Below are 20442 nucleotides of genomic sequence, written 5' to 3' on the forward strand. Positions count from 1 at the left end.
ATTGATATGGTTAACTAACTCAGTGAGAACTGATGATCAGGGGCGTTCCAACCGCTCCTGATCTGTTTTAGATAACCGTTAAACTTTTATTAAGCCATAACAATTATCCTCCTTCCTTCAATTTTAAAGTGAACTAATCCGGTGTATTCAAGGCCTTTTAACAGTTCGTTAATGTCTTTATTTTTGGCGTAAGTACCTCCAAACTTCATATTGGTTGTATAGCCCTCATATACCACTTCTACATCGTACCAGCGGCTTATTTGTTTCATGATATCATGTATGTCATCATCCCTGAAAACAAAATATCCGGCTTTCCAGGCCATTACCTGGTTTATGTTTACTTTCTTTTGTGTGATACTGCCACTTACGGCATCGGTTATGCCTTGTTCGCCAGGGGTTAATAGGGTTGAAGAAGAGAGTGTTGATAAACGCACCGAACCTTCAAGTAAAGTGGTTTTTATATTGTTATCATCTTTGTAAGCATGCACATTAAAATGTGTACCCAGTACTTTAACATCGGTGTTATCCGTATGCACAATAAAAGGCATTTGCTTGTTTTTAGCAACTTCAAAATAAGCCTCGCCATTTAAACTCACCTTGCGGGTTAAACCCTTGAACACCACAGGGAAAGTTAATGATGATTCTGAATTGAGCCATACATTGGTGCCATCAGGCAGCATTACGGTATATTGCCCACCTCTTGGTATGGTTATCGTATTCAAAACATTACTATCCGGATGATTGCCTGCCTTATTAGCGTCATAAGCCAACAGCCCATTCTTCAATTTTTTAATGGCTGTACTACCTGATTTTGCTAAAACACCGTTTGCCGCGTTATCTAAAACAATACTGGCTCCGTTGGCCAGTGTAAGTACCGCTGTATTTTTGCCTGGTTTTATAGTTGAACTCCGGATGTTTTTTGACTGATTTTGAACAGATAGTTTTGGAGGTTGGTTGTTGATGAATAAACTGCCTAAACCAATTGATAAAAGCACGGCCGCGGCTGCCCACCACCAGCGCATCCTGATCACTTTTGGTGGGCGATCTGTAGCTATTGTTTTTGAAATGCGGCCGTAAATGTTTCCGCGGAGTTTTTTATCCGCCTCAGAAAGTTTTGATCCGTCTGGATCCTGCATCTTGAAATTGTCTTGATATTGCATTAACAATTCTTCTTCCTCGGCGGTACATGAACCCGAAAGATGCTTTTCGTAAAGTATTATATATTGTTCAGGGGTCATGGAAAATTGGTTGTGCGGGTGCTACAGTTATAGAGTGCAACAAAACACACATTAACACACATAATTTTGAAAATATTTTTTTGCAGGTAAATACATGTGTGGTTAACAATTGTAATTGATAAACATTTCCTATTTTTATCGAACCAATTATGACCAATAATACTATTGATAGTGAATTATGGGACGCCGTTGTCTCAGATAATTCCAGGGCTTTTGTAGTTCTGTATAATAGGCATTGGAAAAAGCTTTTTAAAACAGTTTTTTTTTACCTAAAAAACGAAACAGTTGCAGAAGAAATAACCCATGATGTTTTTGTGGCATTATGGACAAGGCGCAAACACCTGAAAATTCAAAACTTTGCTAATTATATACACATTACTGCCCGTTATCAGGTATTTAAACATTTAAAGGCGGCTAAAATAAATTGCGTAGAATATATAGATCAGCTTGCTGATACTGATACAGTGGCTGTATACAATACCGCCGACAATAAATTGGACTATGAGGATCTGGAGCTTGAATTAGCTCAAATATTGAGAACACTCCCTCGCCGGTGTCAGGAGATTTTTTGGCTTAGCCGTGTAGAGAATTTAAGTAATGAGGAAATAGCCAATAAGCTTAATATTTCAAAACGAACGGTAGAAAATCAAATCACCTTTGCGCTTAGGTTTCTGCGGATGTCCTATCCGAAATTTGCTGTCGCATCGTTACTGTTTGTGATGCATTTATTACCAATCAAATAACTATATAGTTTGGCCTATAATTATTTTATAACCTGCGATAACTAATAGTGCTACCGCAGGTTGTGATAAAGTCGCGGTTAGTTCATCAATTGTTGTTAACGTCATTAAGTAGGGCTCTCCAAGCTTCGCTTTCAGGAATACCGGGTTTGCGTTTTCCAAAAAACTGCACAATAGTGTTACCTTCCTTATCATAAACCTCAATGCTATGCACCAGGCCATCGGCTGTTGGTTTTTTCACCAACCAAATGGAGTCAATGCCATCTTCGCGCAGGTGCATGTTGAACTCAGGGTCTAATACATTGAACCACGGGCCGGTTTGCACCAGTTTTTTGATCTCGCCGGTATGTATTTGGATGCAGCCTGCGCTGCCGGTAAACACCATAATAGGAGTAGAGGTTTCAGAAGCATTCGTTAAAACCTGCTTTAAAGAAGATAAACTTATCTGCAGGGCATAACCATCAGGTGCAAGCCTCAAAGCCTGGGTACGGGTTAAGCCATAGTCTTTTAACAGGCCATGAAAATCGTGTGTATCCTGTAAGGCAATCCAAGCCTCCTGAAATGCATTCACGGCTACTTCATGATCTGGTTTTTCAACTTCCTTTGCGGGTGTTGGCTGAATGTTTAACTGCTGATCTTGATCATCTGCACGATATTTGGCTACCATGCGTTCATACGCCTTTGCATCACTTTTGTCTGTCAGATAAATTTTATGTACAGCGCTGCCATCCGCATCAAAAAACTGGAAGCTCAGCCTGTCGTTTTCATTTACCGCGAACCCAAAGTTCCAATGAGTCATAAACAGGCGTAAATCAATATCTGGTGTTACAACTAAACCAACATGTGCGTTAAAACCAACTTTCGTGTATACTCCCTTGCGTTCATGTACACAAAAGTCGTTACGGGTTAAGGCCATTACGTATCCTAAAGTGTTGGTTTCCTTCAATAGCTCTTTGAAATCGATATTCAACAAAGTATTGTGTTCTCCTACGCCTGCATTTACAAGCTCGGCTTCGCTTAAACCTAATTCTTTGGCCGCATCGCGGATGCGCAATTTGGGATTTTCAATTTTTAAGTTATTCCATTGATGTTTTATAGATGTGATGGTGTTTTCCATTTTTAAATTGTTTTATGTAATTAAACTAATATGCCGCTGGGTATAACTAACGGGCATTTAAAACCCTCGCATTCAATGAGCTTTACTTTAATATTAAATGCATCATGTATATTTTCGCAATTAACTACTTCCAGTGGAGAGCCGAATGCTATCATTTTACCATTTTTAAGGATAAGGATCTGATCTGCATAACGAGCTGCAAAATTGATGTCGTGCAGAATACTCACCACTGTATACCCCCTGTTGGCCATGTCTCTGGCTAATTGCAGTATCTGTTGCTGATATAACAAGTCGAGCCCATTGGTAGGTTCGTCCAAAAAAAGAACGGCATTGGGGCGGTCATAGATCTGCGCAATAACCCTGGCCAGTTGCACACGTTGTTGTTCGCCACCTGAAAGGGTGTTGTAATCCCTGCCGGCTAAGTGTGTAATACCTGTTTCATTCATCACTTTGTGCACTATCTCAACATCATTTGTTGAAGGATGATTTTCAAAGTAGGGGTATCGCCCCATCAGCACCAGTTCCTTCACAGTAAACAATATACTTACAGTATTGTGCTGAGGAAGTACCGAGCGCAGTTGAGCCAGTTCTTTGATGGAATACAGATCGATATGCTTTTTGTCAAAATAGATATTGCCAGAAGTGGTTATGACTTCACGACAAAGTAGTTTTAGTAAGGTGCTTTTACCGGCTCCGTTGGCCCCGATCACCGCCAGCATTTCGCCCGAGCGCAATTCAAAACTTACATTATCCAAAATCTGTTTTTTACCGACAGAATGGGATACATTTTGTACACTTATCATAAATGCTGTTTTTTAAGCTGTGATATAATCATGTAAATAAATACCGGCGAGCCACCTAAAGCGGTTACTATGCCAATTGGTAACTCCGCGGGGGCAACAATTGTACGTGATATAAGATCGGCCAGTGTTAAAGCCGCCGCTCCTAATATGGCCGATCCGGGTATAACCAAACGGTGGTCAGATCCGAAAGCCATGCGGAGTATATGCGGAATTACGAGGCCTATAAAGCTGATAACCCCTGCAACTGCTACCGACGCACCAACCGCCATTGTTGATAAAATGATCACCGTTCTCTTGGTACGGTTAACATGAATACCCATATGACCTGCCTGTACCTCGCCTAAAGAAATAGCATTTAAAGCCTTAGCCATAAAAGGCAACCCTAAAAGCGGAATCAGAATAAAGGGCAATACACTGCTAAAAGATACCCAGCTGGCTCCGCCTAAACTACCCAAACTCCAGAAAGTGATATTGCGCAATTGCTCATCTGTTGAAAGGTAGGTGAGTAATCCGGTAAAGGCAAAAGCCAAGGCATTGATGGCTATACCTGTTAAAAGTAAAGCGGTTATTACGGTTTTACCCTGATAAACGGCTAAACGATACACGGTAAGTGTAGTTATGAACGCACCTGAAAATGCAGCTATAGCCATGGCATAATAACCATATATACTACCTATGGTATTTAACAGATGTCCACCAAATACGATCATTAAAGCTGCAAATAAGGTAGCACCTGATGATATTCCGATCAATCCGGGCTCGGCCAGTGGGTTGCGGAACAAGCCTTGTAATGATGCTCCTGATATTGCCAAAGCCGCACCAATGATCACACCCAACAATACCCTCGGTAAGCGCAAGCTAAACAGTACAGCCGTTTGTTGCGAGGTGAATAGCATTTCTTTACTCAAGCCGGTATAGTATGTTAATATAGACCAAAATTGAGCCAGACTGATACGTACCGCACCAATGCATACAGAAGCTATGATAACAGCTATTAAAAACAGTGTTAGTACGGATAATATTAATTTATGACTTTTAAACACGTTTATTTTAGCTTTTGTGATAGCTCAGCTATCGCCTGACCCAGGCGCGGGCCAAAACCGGTTAATAATTCACCTTCCATGGTGATGAATTTTTTATTTTTGCCAGCATTGGTTTGGCTTATACCCTGAACGTTTAACAACCCAGCTGCACCGCCTAAACTTTCCATTCCACTGCTAAATAGCAGGATAGCATCGGGGTTTGCTGCTACCAATGCTTCGGAAGTTAATGGTTTGTAATCATTAAATCCTGTTACAGCATTTTGACCACCTGCAAGTTGAATGATTTTATTTAAAGGTGTGTTATCACCAGAAACCATCATGGTGCCTGCACCACGTGCATAAATAAACAGAACTTTAGGTCTGGCTGAGGTTTTATTCAGCTTACCGGCTGTTGCAAGGTCGGTGTCCAACTTTTTGATAAGCACGTTGGCCTGCTGTTGACCGCCAAAGGCAGTTGCCATATCTTTAATTAGTTTGCGGGTGCCATCGGGCGAAAAATCCTGCGTAAACATAACCAGTTTAATGCCGGCACTTTTTAACTGGGCAGCCAGTTCGGGCTTAATTTCGGTGCTTAGGCCAGTTACCACATCAGGCTGCAGAGCAATAATGCCTTCGGCTGATATATTGCGATAATGACCAATCTTAGGCTTGCTTTTTAAACTTTCTGGGTAGTTACTGGTTACATCGGTACCAATTATGTTATTCTCAAAACCTAAACCTACTAATATCTCACTAACGGTACCATTTAGAGATACGATTTTTTGATTGGCAGCCAACTGTTCGCCTGCTCTTGCATTGACAAGAAATACAGATAGTATTATTGCTAAAATTATTTTTTTCATCTTAAAAATTTTAAATCAAAAACAGCTCCCCGTAAGGGGAGCCATTACCTATTATTAACCAACTAAAAAAACTATTTAAAACTTGTAGTACCATCTCCTTGGTAAGCAAAACGGAACGTAAAGAAACGTGATGCAGGGCGGGTAGCCAGGTTAGCAAATTCGGCTGTGGTAGTGTTTGGGTTACCTTTATAGTAGCTTATTATTTCAAGCTTGGCGTATTTACCATCACTGGTTTTTACTACTATTATTTTGCCCGGAACGGTAAGTATGGCGTGTTGTGGTTCGGTAGTGTTTGTATAAGTATACCAGCCAGATATAGCAGGAGTTCCGCTGGCATCTGTTTTATAATCGGCAGTTGGTGCCACTGTTAAAGCTTCAAAAGTGCTGCTTACTATTTGAGCTTGTGTTGTGCCGATACCGGATGTGCCGCTGTTTACAAATATGCTTGTGCCTTTAAATTTAATATCCCATTTGTTTGTGGCCGTATCTGCACCTGTAATTTGTGTTCCTGTTGACAGGCTGTAGTAAACATTGGTAGTTGATCCGTCAAGATCGGCAACTGTTTTTGTAGTAAGCTTGCTTGTTTCCGGAGTAACAACATCGTTATTTTTACTGCATGATGCCAGTAAGATAAATGCGCTGCCTAATGCTAATGATAGGGTTGTTAATTTGTTCATGTGTGCTATTGTTTGTGTGATTATTTAATTTGTTTTATTGAAATTGTAGATGATGCCGGCATAAATAAGCCTGCCGGGCAGATTAAGGATAACCTGTGAGTCTTTGTAATTCAGTAAATTTTGACTGGTGAGTTGTATCCTTAACGCGTCTTTTAGAAATGGTTTGGAAAGTGATGCATTAACTAAAAAATAGCCTTTGGTGTATTCGTCATCGCGGTTCACAATGCCGTTGCCGTCAGCATCCTTATAGCCATATCTGCCGCGATATATGGCACGTATGGAGGCATTGACGCCGGTTTTTTCGTCAAGATAATTTACGCGGATGTTATAAGTGTATTTTGACCGGCCAAGCAAACCGCCATAGTCACTTCTTTTAATTTCTTTTGTCAGATTGGTTACCGGGTCCTTAGTGAAAACTTTACCCGCGGCAATCTGATCTAAAACATCCTGATCATAGGCTTCAAGGTATTGAAAACCACCGCCTACCTGTAAGGGTTTTAATAGTTGGTATGTCAGGTCAGTTTCTGCACCTTGAGTGTAAACCTTATTCAGGTTAAAATAGGAGAAAACCGATTGCCCGTTTGTTTTGATAGCAATTGGAGCAGTTTCAATTAAATTGGTGATATTGTTACGGAAAAGATTAGCTGTCCAGTAAAGTTTGCTGTTGGGCTTATATCGGTATCCGAGATTAAAGGCAGTTGAACTTTCGGCATTCAGTCGTTGTAAGGTTGATGGATCAATTAAAATAGATTCTATCTGGCCTTGCTGCTGTAAACGTGCTATACCTGCTGCAGCTTCTTCATAACCAAAAACGCTGTACCCAACCTCTGCATTGGTAAAGTTTAAGTATAACTGCCTGAAATCTGGAGCTTTGTAACCTTTACCCAATGAGCTTAATAAAGTGAATTTCGGGCTTAATGCATAACTTGCAGCCAGTTTTGGGCTGAATTGCGATTTATAAACGCTATGCACATCGTAACGGCCACCTGCAATTATGTCCAGCTTTTTTACCGGAAGCCAGTCGGCCTGAAAGTAACCATAGCCGGAAGTGAAAGACTGTAATTTTTCATAACGGGTGGCTTCTACCGATTCATACTGTCCGCCAGCGCCAGCTGTTAGTTTTAGGTTATCCCTTAAAGTATAATCATTCTGTAATTCAGCCCGGTTGAAAGTTTGATTGAAGTAAGTTTGGTCATATACAGACTGATCATCGGTGTATCTGACATCAGAATTTGTTTTATAGGTTGAACGGTAAAGTTGTAAGGTAGAAAGCAACTTATCATTAAAACGGTGAGTGATCACCGGGGCAATGTTAAAATCCTTCTCGGTACCTGTTCCGCCTGCATATCGGTTATCTACCAGGTATTTACTATCCTGATCATTGGTATAATACCTTACAGAAAGTTTTATGGTTGTTTTAGCATCTATTTTATAAGATGATTTGGCATTGAGGGTATAACCTTCAAATGGCGAAACGGTAGGCAGGCCAGATGATGGCTGTAAAGTGTAACCACCACTACTGTAACGGTTGGCAAAGCCCGAAATATAAAACTTATCACTTTTGTATGCTGAATTTAAGCTGATATCTGCAGTTTTATTAGTGCCATACCGGGTAGACAAACCCGCCGATACTCCTTTTACCGGATCAGACGTAATGATATTGACAACACCTGCCATAGCTTCACTGCCATATAGAGATGAGGTAGGGCCCTTAACAATTTCAATCCTGTCTATATTATTAGTAGTGATCCTGGAAAGCTCCAGTATGCCTGTGTTTCGGCCAATAAGCGGTAAACCATCTATCAGGATCATGGTATAAGCCGGATCAAATCCCTGAATTTGTATCCCTTGTCCATGCGGATCGTCTAAAATAGTCATGCCTGTTTGTTCGGATAAAACTTCATTTAACCTCACCAGCCCTTTTTTCTTTATTTCATCGGCTGTTATGCGGGTTACGGGTATTGGTACTTGTTGTAAGCTTTTAGGAGTGCGTGTTCCGGTTACTACTACTTCTTTTAATTGACGGGCATTAGCTGTATCCTTTTTCAAGGTATCGCGTTGTTGTGCGTATGTAATTTGCAGTGATATATGGGAAATTAATATGTAGAGTATAAATTTTAATCTCATTTATTTAGACTAATTAAAAATAATGATGCAAATTTGGACGGTTTTTAGAATATATGCTAACGCCAGCGGGATTTATATAAACGCCATACGGATAAAATGATCAAACTCACTTCTGCCTCAGTTAATGGCAGCCCACTTAACTTAACTAATGTTTTAAAAGAAGAAAACCAGATTAATTTTAGCGGAAAATGGGGGAGTATAAGTGTTACGACCGTACCAGTGGCCGATATAAGTTTATTAGTTATTGATTTTGATAGTGATGAAGTTTTACCGCTTACCATAGAGATAAATATGACTTCCCTGATGTTGAATTTTACGCTATCCGGTCAATATTATTTGCAGGTTGAAAATCAGATATGTTGTACAGAATCATCTCATCATAGTTTAACTACGGCTCATCATGGGAAATTACTGTTAACGCTAAAGGGCAAATTGAAGGTCTTTATGGTGTGCTTTAGGGAACAGAGTTTAAAACGTATCATGAAAGATGATCTGTATATGGATCAATTTACCCGAATACAGTCGGTTAGGCCAATTACCACGCAAATGAATCATGTAATTGCAAGTATCATGCATAATATGGGTAAAGGTGGCCGGCACCATATTTACGCAGAGGCAAAAGCCCTCGAATTGCTTAGTCTTGAATTAGAACAACTGGAAACCTTTGCCCTGCAGCAAAAAAATACGCTCTGGAAGGAGCGGGATCAGGAACGCATTCATCAGGCCAAAATTATTATAGAAGAAAATTTATTGAATCCATGCTCTTTGATAGAGTTGGCCCATAAAGTGGGTTTAAATGATTTTAAATTAAAGAAAGGTTTTCGTGAAATTTTAGGCACTACCGTTTTTGGATATTTGTATGATTTAAGAATGTATAAGGCCATGACACTTTTGAAAGAGGGTAAATTGATCAGAGACGTAGCTTACGAAGTAGGTTACAAAAATGCACATCACTTCACGGTGGCTTTTAAAAAAAAGTTTGGTTATCTTCCCAGCAAAGTCAGTCAGTTTTTAGGGTTGTGTTTTTTCTGTATCTCTGTTTACTGATGAGTTTGTAGATAAATTATCTCTTAAGATAAAACAAGAAGACCTGAGATTATTGAACTATTATCATCCTAAATTTCTTCAGATTTAAGTATTATTCTTGCAGTATTATATAAATTAAACATATTTCATGAGAACTGTAGGCTTTTCTTCTGCTGCAATATTAACGGGCATGATGCTGATGATGGTGCAGACGGTAATAGGGCAACAGCTCGATCTGAATTACTTTATAGATAATGCGCTAAAAAATGATGCGGCCATCAGGCAAAATATAAACCAGCAGCAGTTTTACGGTTTACAAGCGCAATTGATCAATGCTCAAAACAAAGCCCCGCAAGTCAATTTTACTTCCGATTACCTGTTTGCTCCTTACTTTGGCAATAATGGAAAAGCTGTAGCCATCACTGCAAACCCATCACCTAAAGCTTTTGGTTACGATGTGGGGCAAACCAATGGGGGGATGTATGCCACGCAGCTGAACGTGACACTGCAGCTATTAAATAAACGTACCGTCAATACCCTGCAGGAACAAAATAAGAACGATGCAGCGCTGAACAGTAACAGCCGGGTACAACTGGAACATGACCTGCGCAAAGCGATCACCGACCAGTATATCCAGGTTTACCAGTTACAGCAGCAGGAAGAGTATTTGACCCGAATAGTGGACGAGGTAAAAGGTCGTAAAGCAACAGTACAGGCGCTGGTGAAAAAAGGCCTGCTGCAGCAAAGTGATTACCTGCTGCTGGAAATTGAACAGAACACTCGGGAAAATGAATTGAGCCAAGCCAAAATAACTGAAGTGGATGCCTATGGCGCCCTGAAAAACCTGGCTATAGTGAACGATACCACAATGGTAAAGCTCAACGCCCCACTGGTTTCCATAAATGCGGTACCACAAAGCTATTTTTACAAGGAAAAATTCAGGCTTGATAGCCTGAGTATTGTAGCGCAGCAAAATGTGTTCAATGCTAAATACCGCCCCACACTTGACCTTTCGGGTAGCGGAGGGATGCTGGCCTCGGAGTTTAACAGCATACCGCATAACGTGGGCATGCAGGCAGCACTGCACCTGGCCATTCCGATATTTGACGGACACCAGCGCCGGATCAATGACAGCCAGGTTAAGATCAGCCAACAAAGTATAACGTATGCCCGTGATAATTTCACGGTACAGCAGCGCAACTATCTCCAAAGCATTATGAGGCAGATTGGCCTGCTCAGGCAAAGCATAACGCAAATAGAACAGTTGATCAGCAAACAGGATCTGCTGCTGCGGCTTGACCGGGAAAAACTACAGGGTGGTCAGTTATCCATCATTGAATATGTCAAATCATTGCAGGACTATGCCGCGGCCAAACAAAATCTGAACGGAGCAAGGGTACAGCTATTACTGCTAAGCAATCAATACAACTATTACAACTGGTAAATATGTATTATAAAAAACACTTTATTGGAGGTTTCGCGCTCTTAATGATAATCCAGACAGCCTGCACCAGCGCACCCCCTGCGGCCGATGAAACTGTAACCAGCATCCCGGTTGTATCGGTCAGTACACCGGTAATGCATTCGTTTGTGAACAGTATTACCTTTACAGGGGTTACCCAATATCAGCAAAAGGCGGTGATCCGGGCGGGGATAGCAGGTTATATACATCATCGCGGTTGGAAAACAGGGGATATCGTTAAAGCAGGCGGTATTTATTGTACCATTACCAGTAAAGAGCAGCAGGCCTTGAAACATTTGGATCAAACCGGTGTGCTTGATCAGTTTAAAGCACCCATACCGGTGGTTGCAGGCACGGGTGGTATCATTACGGCTGTAAACTACCAGAATGGCGACTATGTAGCCGAGGGCGATATATTGGCTACCTTAACGCAGCAATCCTCATTAGTGGTACTGGTAAATGTTCCGGTAGAGTACCTTGACCAGGTAAAGGCAGGCACCCCCTGTACTGTGTTACTCCCCGACGGGCGTAAGTTGAATACACACTTACAATCAGGCTTGCCAGCTGCAGATCCCGCTGTACAAACCCAGTCATTCATTGTTTCGATAGCTGCTACCAACCTGCCTGAAGGAGCCAATTTAAAGGTAAATATTCCGCTATCCAGTCCGGATCAGGGGATGGCCGTCCCGGTAAACGCTGTACAGACCGACGAAACGCAAGAGCACTTCTGGGTATTTAAGCTGGGAAAAGACAGCAAAGCATATAAGGTAAACGTAAAAGCCGGGGCAATATCGCCAGATTCCTTACAGGAGATACAAACAGATAAGATTGGTATGAACGACAGGGTGATTGTTGAAGGCTCGTACGGTCTGGCAGATTCATCCAGGGTTAAAGTCCAGCAACAGTAAACACAGCATCATGGAGCATTTTCATCATTATTATAAAAAGCCGTTGCTGGGTTTCCTGATACTGGTATTTATGGGCGGTATCTTCAGCTTTACAAGGCTTAAGACAGGGCTTTTTCCGGATATAACCTTCCCTAAAATAAAAGTAATTGCAGATGCAGGGCAGCAACCGGTAGATAAGATGATGACCACAGTCACCATCCCGCTGGAGAATGCCATCAAACGCACCGAAGGCTTGGATTATATTCGCACCACCACATCAAGGGGCAGCGTTGAAATCAATATCTTCTTGAATTGGAATACTGATATTGACCGGGCCATGGCGCAGGTACAGGCTTTAACACAAGAAATAAACGGCGACCTACTACCCAATACCCGGATCAATGTACAGAAAATGAATCCGTCTATCTTGCCGGTCATGGGTTTCTCGCTGGAAGGGAATCGTTCGGGTATTGAACTGAAAAAGATTGCCCAGTTTCAGGTAAGGCCTTTTCTGGCGGCGGTACCCGGCGTGGCCGATATCGCGGTGATTGGCGGTAAGACCAAGGAATACCAGGTGGTGCTGCAGCCTTCAAAAATGGCCGCGCTGGGCGTAACCCCTCAGCAGATATCCGCAGCGGTCACTCAGGCTAATATACTGGCTTCCAATGGTTATATCAATGATCATGGGAGGCTATACCTGAACCTGACCCGCAACGCCGTTGAAAATGCAGATAAGCTCAAAAATATTGTGGTGGTCAATAATCCGCGGCGTATCATTCATTTGGCCGACGTGACGAATATCGAGATCACCGCACAAAAAGAATACATCCGCATTAATGCCAATGGTAAGGATGTCCCCCTCATCGCGGTAATCAAACAACCCGATGCTAACCTCATTGAAGTAAATAACGGGGTGATGGCAAGGGTAAACGCTCTGAGTAAGATACTACCAGCTGGTGTATATATCAAACCCTATTACAAACAGGCCGACTTTGTGAATGACAGTATCAAAAGTATAGAGGATGTACTGTGGATAGGGCTTGTACTGGCCATTTTGGTGGTGATCGTTTTTTTAAGGTCATGGCAGTCCAGCCTGGTTATCCTGATCACCATTCCGGCAACACTGGCATTATCCATCACTGTTTTGCTGCTGGTAGGGTATACGTTCAATATCATGACGCTGGGAGCTATAGCCGCGGCAATAGGTTTAATGATCGATGACGCGGTAATTGTGGTAGAACAGATATACCGCAGCCATGAGGAGCACCCGGAAGAAACCATGAAAGTGGTGGTGAATAAAGCTATATCGTACCTGTTCCCGTCTATGTTAGGCTCCTCACTTAGCACCATTGTTATCTTTATACCCTTTGTGTTGATGAGCGGAGTAGCCGGGGCATATTTCAAGGTGCTGGCCTTCTCCATGATCATTACGTTGAGCATATCGTTTTTAGTAACCTGGCTGCTGTTGCCCATATTATTTATTCATATCCCTCTCCGTAAAAAACAGGTAAAACCCCATGTGGTGAAAGAAGGCTGGATCAAATTCTTTTTAAGGAACCCGGTGATCAGCTTTATATTCATGATCATTTGCATTGCGCTGATCGTAGTGATACCCGGCAAACTGGAATCGGGTTTTTTACCATCCATGGATGAAGGCTCTATCGTGCTTGACTTTAAAAGCCCTGCCGGAACTACCCTGGAAGAAACAGACCGGATGCTGAAACAAGTAGATAATATCATCAAAAACACCCCAGAGGTTTCCTCATTTTCACGCAGGCTTGGTACACAGATGGGATTCTTTATTACCGAACCGAATGATGGCGATTATTTGATACAACTTAAAAAGCAGCGCGGTAAAACCACCGACGAGGTATCAGATGACATCCGCACCAAAATTGAGGCGGTGTTGCCACAGCTCACCGTAGACTTTGGCCAGGTGATAGGCGATATGCTGGGCGACCTAATGGAATCGGCGCAACCCATCGAGATCAAGATTTATGGAGATGACCAGAAAACGTTGCAGGCTGTTTCCAGGAAGGCCGCCGACCTGGTTCAAAGTGTTAACGGAACCGCCGACGTGTTTAACGGGATCACTATAGCAGGCCCTGAAATCAATGTGGTTCCGGATGAAGGCAAGCTGGCTCAGTTAGGGATGAACCCAACCGATTTTCAATTCCAGCTGCAATCACAACTGGATGGCAACGTGATCAGTTCGATCATTGAAAAAGAACAGTCGGTAAATATCCGGATGATCTATCCAAAGGCTGCTCAAACTTCTCTCCAGCAATTTCAAAAGGCCAGCATATTTTTACCGAACGGTCAACTGAAAAACCTGGCGTCCGTTTCAACTATTGGTGTAGAGTCGGGGGTGGCAGAGATAGCTCGTGAAAATCAGAAGATGATGGGCGTTATAACAGCCCGGCTAAACAACCGTGACCTGGGCAGCACGCTGAAGGATATACAAAGCAAGCTTGCCACTTTAAATCTGCCTGGCGGCTACCATATAGAATACGCCGGTGATTATGCACAGCAGCAGCAGGCGTTCAAAGAGCTGCTGACCATTCTGATCACCTCAAGCGTATTGGTATTTATTGTTCTGTTGGTATTGTTCAGGCATTTTACAGTGGCGGCCATTATTATTTTGCTTGCGGTATTAGGAGCCGCGGGTTGTTTAACCGCCTTGCTGATCACCAATACACCGCTGAATGTTGGCAGCTATACCGGCATCATCATGATCATAGGCATTATTGCGGAGAACGCTATATTCACCTACCATCAGTATGAAACAGGTAACCCGGAGTGGACGGATGAAGAGAAAGTGGTACATGCTATTGCCGCCCGTTTACGCCCCAAACTAATGACGGCAACAGGAGCTATCATAGCCTTATTACCGCTTGCCGCGGGTATAGGCACCGGCGCGCAGATGCACCAGCCGCTGGCCATTGCCGTTATCGGTGGTCTGTTGTTTGCATTGCCTTTGCTATTGATCATTTTACCTACGTTATTGAAACTGGTAAGTAACAATAAGCAGACAAATGCTACATAATTGCGGGTATGGTTATGATTTGAAAAAGTTCATCTGAATAGTTTTTGCAGCATTATTTTTCTTTTAATGTGTGTTGAAGTAAAAAAATCACACTATTAAGGTAAGCCCTGATGTCGGGCTTTTTATAAGCCAAAAATCTAAACTATGAAGAAACGTTGTTACCTGTTTATACTTACCTGCCTTGTAAGTATAGTTACTTACGCGCAAAATAAACCTTTAACCTTATGGTATGATAAACCCGCAACACAGTGGGAAGAAACACTACCTTTAGGAAATGGCCGCTTAGGTATGATGCCGGATGGAGGCATCAAGGATGAACACCTTGTTCTTAATGATATTACTTTATGGTCGGGCGCGCCGCAGGATGCTAACAATTTCGATGCCTACAAAAGCTTACCAGAAATAAGAAGGCTCTTGAATGAAGGAAAAAATGACGAGGCACAACAACTGGTTGATAAAAACTTCATATGTAAAGGGCCCGGTTCCGCAAGTGTTCCATTTGGTTGCTATCAGATTTTGGGCGATTTGAATATTCAGTTTAATTATGCTGATGAAAAAAAAGCCGAAAGCTTCGCCAATTATAAAAGGGAATTATCTTTAGATAAGGCTGTTGCTAATTGTACTTATCAGCTTGATGGGGTTACTTATAAGCGCGAATATTTTACCAGTTTTAACCACGATGTAAGTGTCATCAAATTATCTGCAGATAAGCCAGGAAAGCTGAATTTGAGTATTGCACTATCCCGCCCCGAAAAATCTACCACTGTAGTAAAGAATGGTGAACTTCAAATGTATGGCCAGTTAAGCAGCGGAACTGCAGCCGGGGGGATGCAATATTTAACTAAGGTAAAAACACGCCTAAAGGGAGGTCAATTAAGTGAGGCCGACAATAAACTTACTATTCAAAATGCCACAGAGGTAATTATTTATATTTCATCCGGCACAGACTTTAAACGTGCAGACTTCAGGAAAAACGTTGATGGTGCACTTAATGCTGCTTTAATAACCCCTTATAATCAGGAAATGGTTCAGCATGTAAGTAAATACCAAAAACTATTCAAAAGGGTGTCTTTAGCTTTAGGCGCTGAGAATACGGCAGATGAGCCAACGGATAAAAGGCTTATCAGTTTTCACGAAAAACCTAATGATGATAAATTCCTGCCAGTATTATTTTATCAGTACGGGCGGTATTTAAGTATATGCAGCACTCGTGCAGGCTTATTGCCACCTAATTTGCAAGGTTTATGGGCAAATCAGATCCAAACACCATGGAATGGAGATTATCACCTCGACGTTAATGTTCAAATGAATCACTGGCCCTTAGAGGTGTCGAATTTATCAGAGCTCAATTTGCCTTTAGCAGAGCTGGTAAAGGGAATGGTAAAACCAGGAGAAAGAACAGCGAAGGCTTATTACAATGCCAATGGCTGGGTTGCGCATGTTATAACAAATGTGTGGGGTTTTACAGAACCTGGCGAAAGCGCGTCCTGGGGTGTAACAAAAGCCGGTTCGGGTTGGCTGTGTAACAATTTATGGGAGCATTATGCCTTTACCGAAGATAAGGAATACCTGCGCAGCATTTACCCGATATTAAAAGGTTCGGCCCTGTTTTATAGCAGTATGCTGCACCATGATGATAAAACAGGTTGGCTGGTAACTTCTCCATCTTCATCACCCGAGAATACTTTTTATTTGCCTGATGGAAAAACTGCCAGTATATGCGTTGGGCCAACTATAGATAATCAAATTATCAGGGAACTTTTTAATAATGTAATAACAGCTGCAAAGCTCTTGGGCAGAGATGAGGATCTGAAAAAAGATCTTACCGCTAAGCTAAAAGAAATTCCACCGGTAGGGCAGATCAGTAAAAGCGGCCGCATTATGGAATGGTTAGAGGATTATAAAGAAACAGATTTGCACCACAGGCATATTTCGCATTTATATGGTTTATATCCTGCATCATTGATCACGCCTGAAGCCACCCCGGAATTAGCCGATGCCTGCAAGAAAACATTAGATGTTAGGGGCGACGATGGCCCAAGCTGGTCTATCGCCTATAAACTATTGTTTTGGGCCCGCTTGCACGATGGTAATCGTGCTTATAAATTATTTACAGAGATAATGAAGCCTACGCTCAAAACCAACATAAATTATGGTGCCGGCGGAGGCATTTATCCTAATTTATTATCGGCAGGGCCACCATTTCAAATTGATGGAAACTTGGGTACAGCGGCAGGTATTGCAGAAATGCTGATACAAAGCCACGCCGGTTTTATAGAACTATTGCCCGCTATTCCAGATAGCTGGAAAGCAACGGGTGAAGTAAAGGGGATGAGAGCCCGAGGTAATTATACTGTTGATTTTAGCTGGAAAAACGGAAAGGTTACCAATTGTAGAATTGTGTCGCTCAAGCACAGTACTGTTAAGGTAAAGATTAATGGAATGTTTAAAACCCTTAACACGGTAAAATCGTAAGAAAGTAGGTGAAAAGCCTATTTTTGCGGCCAGGCATTCTTAACAAACTATGCAAACACTTGAACAATTACGGAATGGAGAACTTAAAGGCGCTGTTTCATTAAAACTTTCCGAAGGGCTATCACAATTCCCGAATGAAATATTTGACCTGGCAGATACGTTGGAAAAGCTTGATCTATCATGCAATAAATTAAGCGAGTTACCTGCAGATTTTGGCCGGCTAAAAAAGCTGAAAATACTATTTTGCTCAGAAAACCTTTTTACCGTTTTGCCGGAAGTACTGGCCGACTGCCCGTTACTTGATATAGTTGGTTTTAAATCAAATATAATTGAAAAGGTTCCAGCCAAAGCACTTAATACCAACATCAGGTGGCTGATACTTACTAATAATAAGATAATAGAATTACCTACCCAAATAGGCAATTGCTCACGTATGCAAAAGCTGATGCTTGCTGGTAATAAATTAAAAGAATTACCGGCAGAGCTCAGTAATTGTAATAATTTGTCACTTTTGCGCATCGCTGCCAATCAACTAAGCCAATTGCCAAAGTGGTTGTTAAATATGCCTAAACTTTCCTGGCTTGCATTTTCAGGAAACTCATTTAATATAAAACCTAAAATTAATACTATCCCGCTTATTCATCATGAGCAATTAGAGATGAGCCACCAACTTGGCGAGGGTGCATCGGGCATTATATCAAAAGCTAATTGGAGGGTTAATGATCAAAGGAAAGAAGTTGCTATTAAGATATTTAAAGGTGCAGTTACCAGTGACGGGCTTCCTGAAGACGAAATGCTAACCTATATAGCCGCGGGCAGCCACCATGGATTGGTAAAATTACTCGGGCAGGTTTCTGCACATCCGGAAGGAAAGCAAGGTTTGGTGATGGAGTTGATATCGCATCGTTTTTTTAATTTGGGCAACCCACCCAACTTTGTGAGCTGCACACGCGATGTTTTTGACGAGAGCATGCGACTTTCTGTGCAACAGGTTATAAAAATTGCCACAACAATAGCATCGCTTGCCGCACAGTTACATGAAAAGGGGGTAATGCATGGCGATCTCTATGCTCACAACATATTAATAGACGAAGACGGTAATACACTGTTTGGTGATTTTGGAGCGGCGTGCTTTTACGATAAGATAGATGAAGAATTATCCAAAGCTTTGGAGCGAATTGAAGTAAGCGCTTATGGATATTTGTTGGATGATTTGCTCACTTTATGCGAAAAAACTGTTAAAGATCAGCCCTTATTGAAGTTAAAATCATTAAGAGATGCTTGTATAGGCTCAGATGTAAAAGCCCGGCCCGAATTTCGGTTCATAGCTAATGAAATGCTAAAATTATAATAAGCTCAGATTTTTAGAGGTTGGATTTTACGTTTTTTACGAAAATATTTTCAACCTATACTTGAAATTTCCAGATCAAATTAAGGGTTAAATTATGTGCTAAGTTAAATTGTTACAAAATTGGTCTTGTATTTATTTGGATTTAATCTAAATAATATATTGCTTTGTAAAGTCATTATTGCGGTGAAATGACATTTACTTAATGATATATGAAAAAACTTTTCCTTTCAACTTTTGCTATCGCTGTTTTACTAAGCGCTTGTAAGAAAGATAAACAAGGCCAGCAAGGTCTGACGAACGATCAGCAAACACAAATTGTATCCAATTACAGCAATATGCTTGAGGCCGGATACCAGGATGCATATAATGCAGCACTTGCCTTACAAACCAAAGTAAACGCCTTCGTAGCCAGTCCATCGGCTCAAGGACTCACAGATGCCCGGACAGCTTGGTTAGCAGCTCGTGAACCATATATGCAAACCGAAATGGGCCGGTTTTATGATGGCCCTATTGATGGTGACAACGGTGATGGTTTACTGAATTCATGGCCTCTTGATGAGGGGTATATTGATTACCTCGCAGGCGATTCGCATGGTTATTCTGCTTACCCAAAGCCTGATTTTACTATGGGTATTATCAATATGCCAACGAATTTCCCAACTATAGATGAAAATACACTGATCAATAACAATCAGCCTGATGGTGGTACGACCAATGCAAATGGTGATAATGTTTCTGTATCATCAGGTTACCATGCTATTGAATTTTTATTATGGGGACAGGATGATACCCCGGCTCAAAACAAAATTCCCGGTCAACGCTCTTATAAAGATTACATAACCACGGCTGATGCAACCGCACCTAATGCAGCACGCAGAATTCAATATTTGCAGGTAGCTACACAAATGGTAGTTGATGACCTGAAAGGTTTGGTAGATGCTTGGGCACCGGGAGCCGATAACTATCGTAAACAATTTGAAGCCAACGTACCTGTAGCTATCGGTAATATGTTTAACGGCATAGGTCGTTTGGCTAAAGGCGAAATGGCCGGCGAAAGAATGGGGGTACCATTGGCACTGCACGCTCAGGAACAAGAGCATTCTTGTTTTAGCGATAATACACACCGTGATCTTATTCAGGATCTGCAAGGTATTGTTAACGCTTACAACGGAAAATACACCCGCACCAACGGAACCGTGATCAGCGGGCCAGGTTTAAGTGATTATGTAAAATCATTAAATGCTACCGATGATACCAAAATGAAAACCTTATTGGTAACAGCACAAAGCAGTTTGCAGAATATTGAAACGAATAAACCATTTGACTGGCTTATTGATGGCAGTAATCCGTCGGGTAACCAGATAGTACAAAAAGGTGTGACCGATGTAAGTGCTGTAGCCGACTGGATATCACAGATTGCGCACGATCTTAAATTGACAGAAGTAAACATCCCGGCAGAAAATCCGTGATCATAACACACAGAAAATATACTTAAAACAGGCCTGCTACTCCTGTTGAATCAGTTAGATTAAGTTACCTTATCCATAACATAAGGTGGCTTAATCTTTTATCGTTTAAAGAGTTTTTTTTATTAAACCCAATTTTTAT

General features: G+C 41.7%; 15 protein-coding genes. 8 read left to right on the forward strand and 7 right to left on the reverse strand.

The annotated features are described in order from the left end of the window. Positions 1-89 precede the first annotated feature (89 nt). A complete protein-coding gene (locus QWZ01_RS05330; RefSeq protein ID WP_290322231.1) occupies positions 90-1238 on the reverse strand; it encodes a FecR family protein in 1149 nt (382 codons plus the stop codon). A gap of 149 nt (positions 1239-1387) precedes the next feature. On the opposite strand from QWZ01_RS05330, the gene QWZ01_RS05335 reads away from it, so the two are divergent. Then, positions 1388-1981, forward strand: a complete 594-nt coding sequence (locus QWZ01_RS05335) for an RNA polymerase sigma factor (RefSeq protein ID WP_290322232.1) — start codon at positions 1388-1390, stop codon at positions 1979-1981. A gap of 85 nt (positions 1982-2066) precedes the next feature. Here the strand turns inward: QWZ01_RS05335 and QWZ01_RS05340 are convergent, their stop codons facing one another. The 6 genes from QWZ01_RS05340 to QWZ01_RS05365 all read right to left on the reverse strand — a co-directional run bounded on the left by QWZ01_RS05340 (position 2067) and on the right by QWZ01_RS05365 (position 8509). Further along, on the reverse strand, positions 2067-3095 hold the full coding sequence (locus QWZ01_RS05340; RefSeq protein ID WP_290322233.1) for a hemin-degrading factor: 1029 nt from the start codon (positions 3093-3095) through the stop codon (positions 2067-2069). 20 nt (positions 3096-3115) lie between these two features. Then, a complete protein-coding gene (locus QWZ01_RS05345; RefSeq protein ID WP_290322235.1) occupies positions 3116-3898 on the reverse strand; it encodes a heme ABC transporter ATP-binding protein in 783 nt (260 codons plus the stop codon). Beyond that, positions 3895-4941, reverse strand: coding sequence for a FecCD family ABC transporter permease (locus QWZ01_RS05350; protein ID WP_290322237.1), 1047 nt, complete (start codon positions 4939-4941; stop codon positions 3895-3897). Before QWZ01_RS05350 ends, QWZ01_RS05345 begins: the two co-directional genes overlap by 4 nt. Before the next feature lie 2 nt (positions 4942-4943). After that, a complete protein-coding gene (locus tag QWZ01_RS05355) occupies positions 4944-5783 on the reverse strand; it encodes a heme/hemin ABC transporter substrate-binding protein (protein ID WP_290322238.1) in 840 nt (279 codons plus the stop codon). Positions 5784-5854: 71 nt separating this feature from the next. Further along, entirely contained in the window at positions 5855-6460 is a 606-nt protein-coding gene (locus QWZ01_RS05360; protein WP_290322239.1) for an HmuY family protein, read from the reverse strand. 24 nt (positions 6461-6484) lie between these two features. Next, the gene (locus QWZ01_RS05365; RefSeq protein ID WP_290322240.1) at positions 6485-8509 is read right to left on the reverse strand and encodes a TonB-dependent receptor plug domain-containing protein; all 2025 of its coding nucleotides are present in this window, start codon (positions 8507-8509) and stop codon (positions 6485-6487) included. Positions 8510-8683: 174 nt separating this feature from the next. On the opposite strand from QWZ01_RS05365, the gene QWZ01_RS05370 reads away from it, so the two are divergent. From QWZ01_RS05370 to QWZ01_RS05400, 7 genes are all read left to right on the forward strand, one after another. Beyond that, positions 8684-9634, forward strand: a complete 951-nt coding sequence (locus QWZ01_RS05370; RefSeq protein ID WP_290322241.1) for a helix-turn-helix transcriptional regulator — start codon at positions 8684-8686, stop codon at positions 9632-9634. 127 nt (positions 9635-9761) lie between these two features. Then, the gene (locus QWZ01_RS05375; protein ID WP_290322242.1) at positions 9762-11057 is read left to right on the forward strand and encodes a TolC family protein; all 1296 of its coding nucleotides are present in this window, start codon (positions 9762-9764) and stop codon (positions 11055-11057) included. A gap of 2 nt (positions 11058-11059) precedes the next feature. After that, positions 11060-11983 carry an efflux RND transporter periplasmic adaptor subunit gene (locus QWZ01_RS05380; protein ID WP_290322243.1) on the forward strand — a complete coding sequence of 308 codons (924 nt, stop codon included), beginning with the start codon at positions 11060-11062 and terminating at the stop codon, positions 11981-11983. 10 nt (positions 11984-11993) lie between these two features. Beyond that, positions 11994-15008 carry an efflux RND transporter permease subunit gene (locus QWZ01_RS05385; protein WP_290322244.1) on the forward strand — a complete coding sequence of 1005 codons (3015 nt, stop codon included), beginning with the start codon at positions 11994-11996 and terminating at the stop codon, positions 15006-15008. Positions 15009-15152: 144 nt separating this feature from the next. Beyond that, entirely contained in the window at positions 15153-17483 is a 2331-nt protein-coding gene (locus tag QWZ01_RS05390) for a glycosyl hydrolase family 95 catalytic domain-containing protein (RefSeq protein WP_290322245.1), read from the forward strand. 49 nt (positions 17484-17532) lie between these two features. Further along, positions 17533-18834, forward strand: coding sequence for a leucine-rich repeat-containing protein kinase family protein (locus tag QWZ01_RS05395; protein ID WP_290322246.1), 1302 nt, complete (start codon positions 17533-17535; stop codon positions 18832-18834). Positions 18835-19043: 209 nt separating this feature from the next. Then, on the forward strand, positions 19044-20303 hold the full coding sequence (locus QWZ01_RS05400; RefSeq protein WP_290322247.1) for an imelysin family protein: 1260 nt from the start codon (positions 19044-19046) through the stop codon (positions 20301-20303). Positions 20304-20442: the final 139 nt, after the last annotated feature.

It is taken from the genome of Mucilaginibacter aquaedulcis, from assembly GCF_030409325.1.
Taxonomy (GTDB): domain Bacteria; phylum Bacteroidota; class Bacteroidia; order Sphingobacteriales; family Sphingobacteriaceae; genus Mucilaginibacter; species Mucilaginibacter aquaedulcis.

Bases quoted from the DNA above. Each gene is read 5' to 3' on its own strand.
- QWZ01_RS05340 (WP_290322233.1), bottom strand. From the start codon at position 3,095: ATGGAAAACACCATCACATCTATAAAACATCAATGGAATAACTTAAAA.
- QWZ01_RS05355 (WP_290322238.1), bottom strand. From the start codon at position 5,783: ATGAAAAAAATAATTTTAGCAATAATACTATCTGTATTTCTTGTCAAT.
- QWZ01_RS05335 (WP_290322232.1), top strand. From the start codon at position 1,388: ATGACCAATAATACTATTGATAGTGAATTATGGGACGCCGTTGTCTCA.
- QWZ01_RS05330 (WP_290322231.1), bottom strand. From the start codon at position 1,238: ATGACCCCTGAACAATATATAATACTTTACGAAAAGCATCTTTCGGGT.
- QWZ01_RS05360 (WP_290322239.1), bottom strand. From the start codon at position 6,460: ATGAACAAATTAACAACCCTATCATTAGCATTAGGCAGCGCATTTATC.
- QWZ01_RS05385 (WP_290322244.1), top strand. From the start codon at position 11,994: ATGGAGCATTTTCATCATTATTATAAAAAGCCGTTGCTGGGTTTCCTG.
- QWZ01_RS05370 (WP_290322241.1), top strand. From the start codon at position 8,684: ATGATCAAACTCACTTCTGCCTCAGTTAATGGCAGCCCACTTAACTTA.
- QWZ01_RS05375 (WP_290322242.1), top strand. From the start codon at position 9,762: ATGAGAACTGTAGGCTTTTCTTCTGCTGCAATATTAACGGGCATGATG.
- QWZ01_RS05400 (WP_290322247.1), top strand. From the start codon at position 19,044: ATGAAAAAACTTTTCCTTTCAACTTTTGCTATCGCTGTTTTACTAAGC.
- QWZ01_RS05395 (WP_290322246.1), top strand. From the start codon at position 17,533: ATGCAAACACTTGAACAATTACGGAATGGAGAACTTAAAGGCGCTGTT.
- QWZ01_RS05345 (WP_290322235.1), bottom strand. From the start codon at position 3,898: ATGATAAGTGTACAAAATGTATCCCATTCTGTCGGTAAAAAACAGATT.
- QWZ01_RS05390 (WP_290322245.1), top strand. From the start codon at position 15,153: ATGAAGAAACGTTGTTACCTGTTTATACTTACCTGCCTTGTAAGTATA.
- QWZ01_RS05380 (WP_290322243.1), top strand. From the start codon at position 11,060: ATGTATTATAAAAAACACTTTATTGGAGGTTTCGCGCTCTTAATGATA.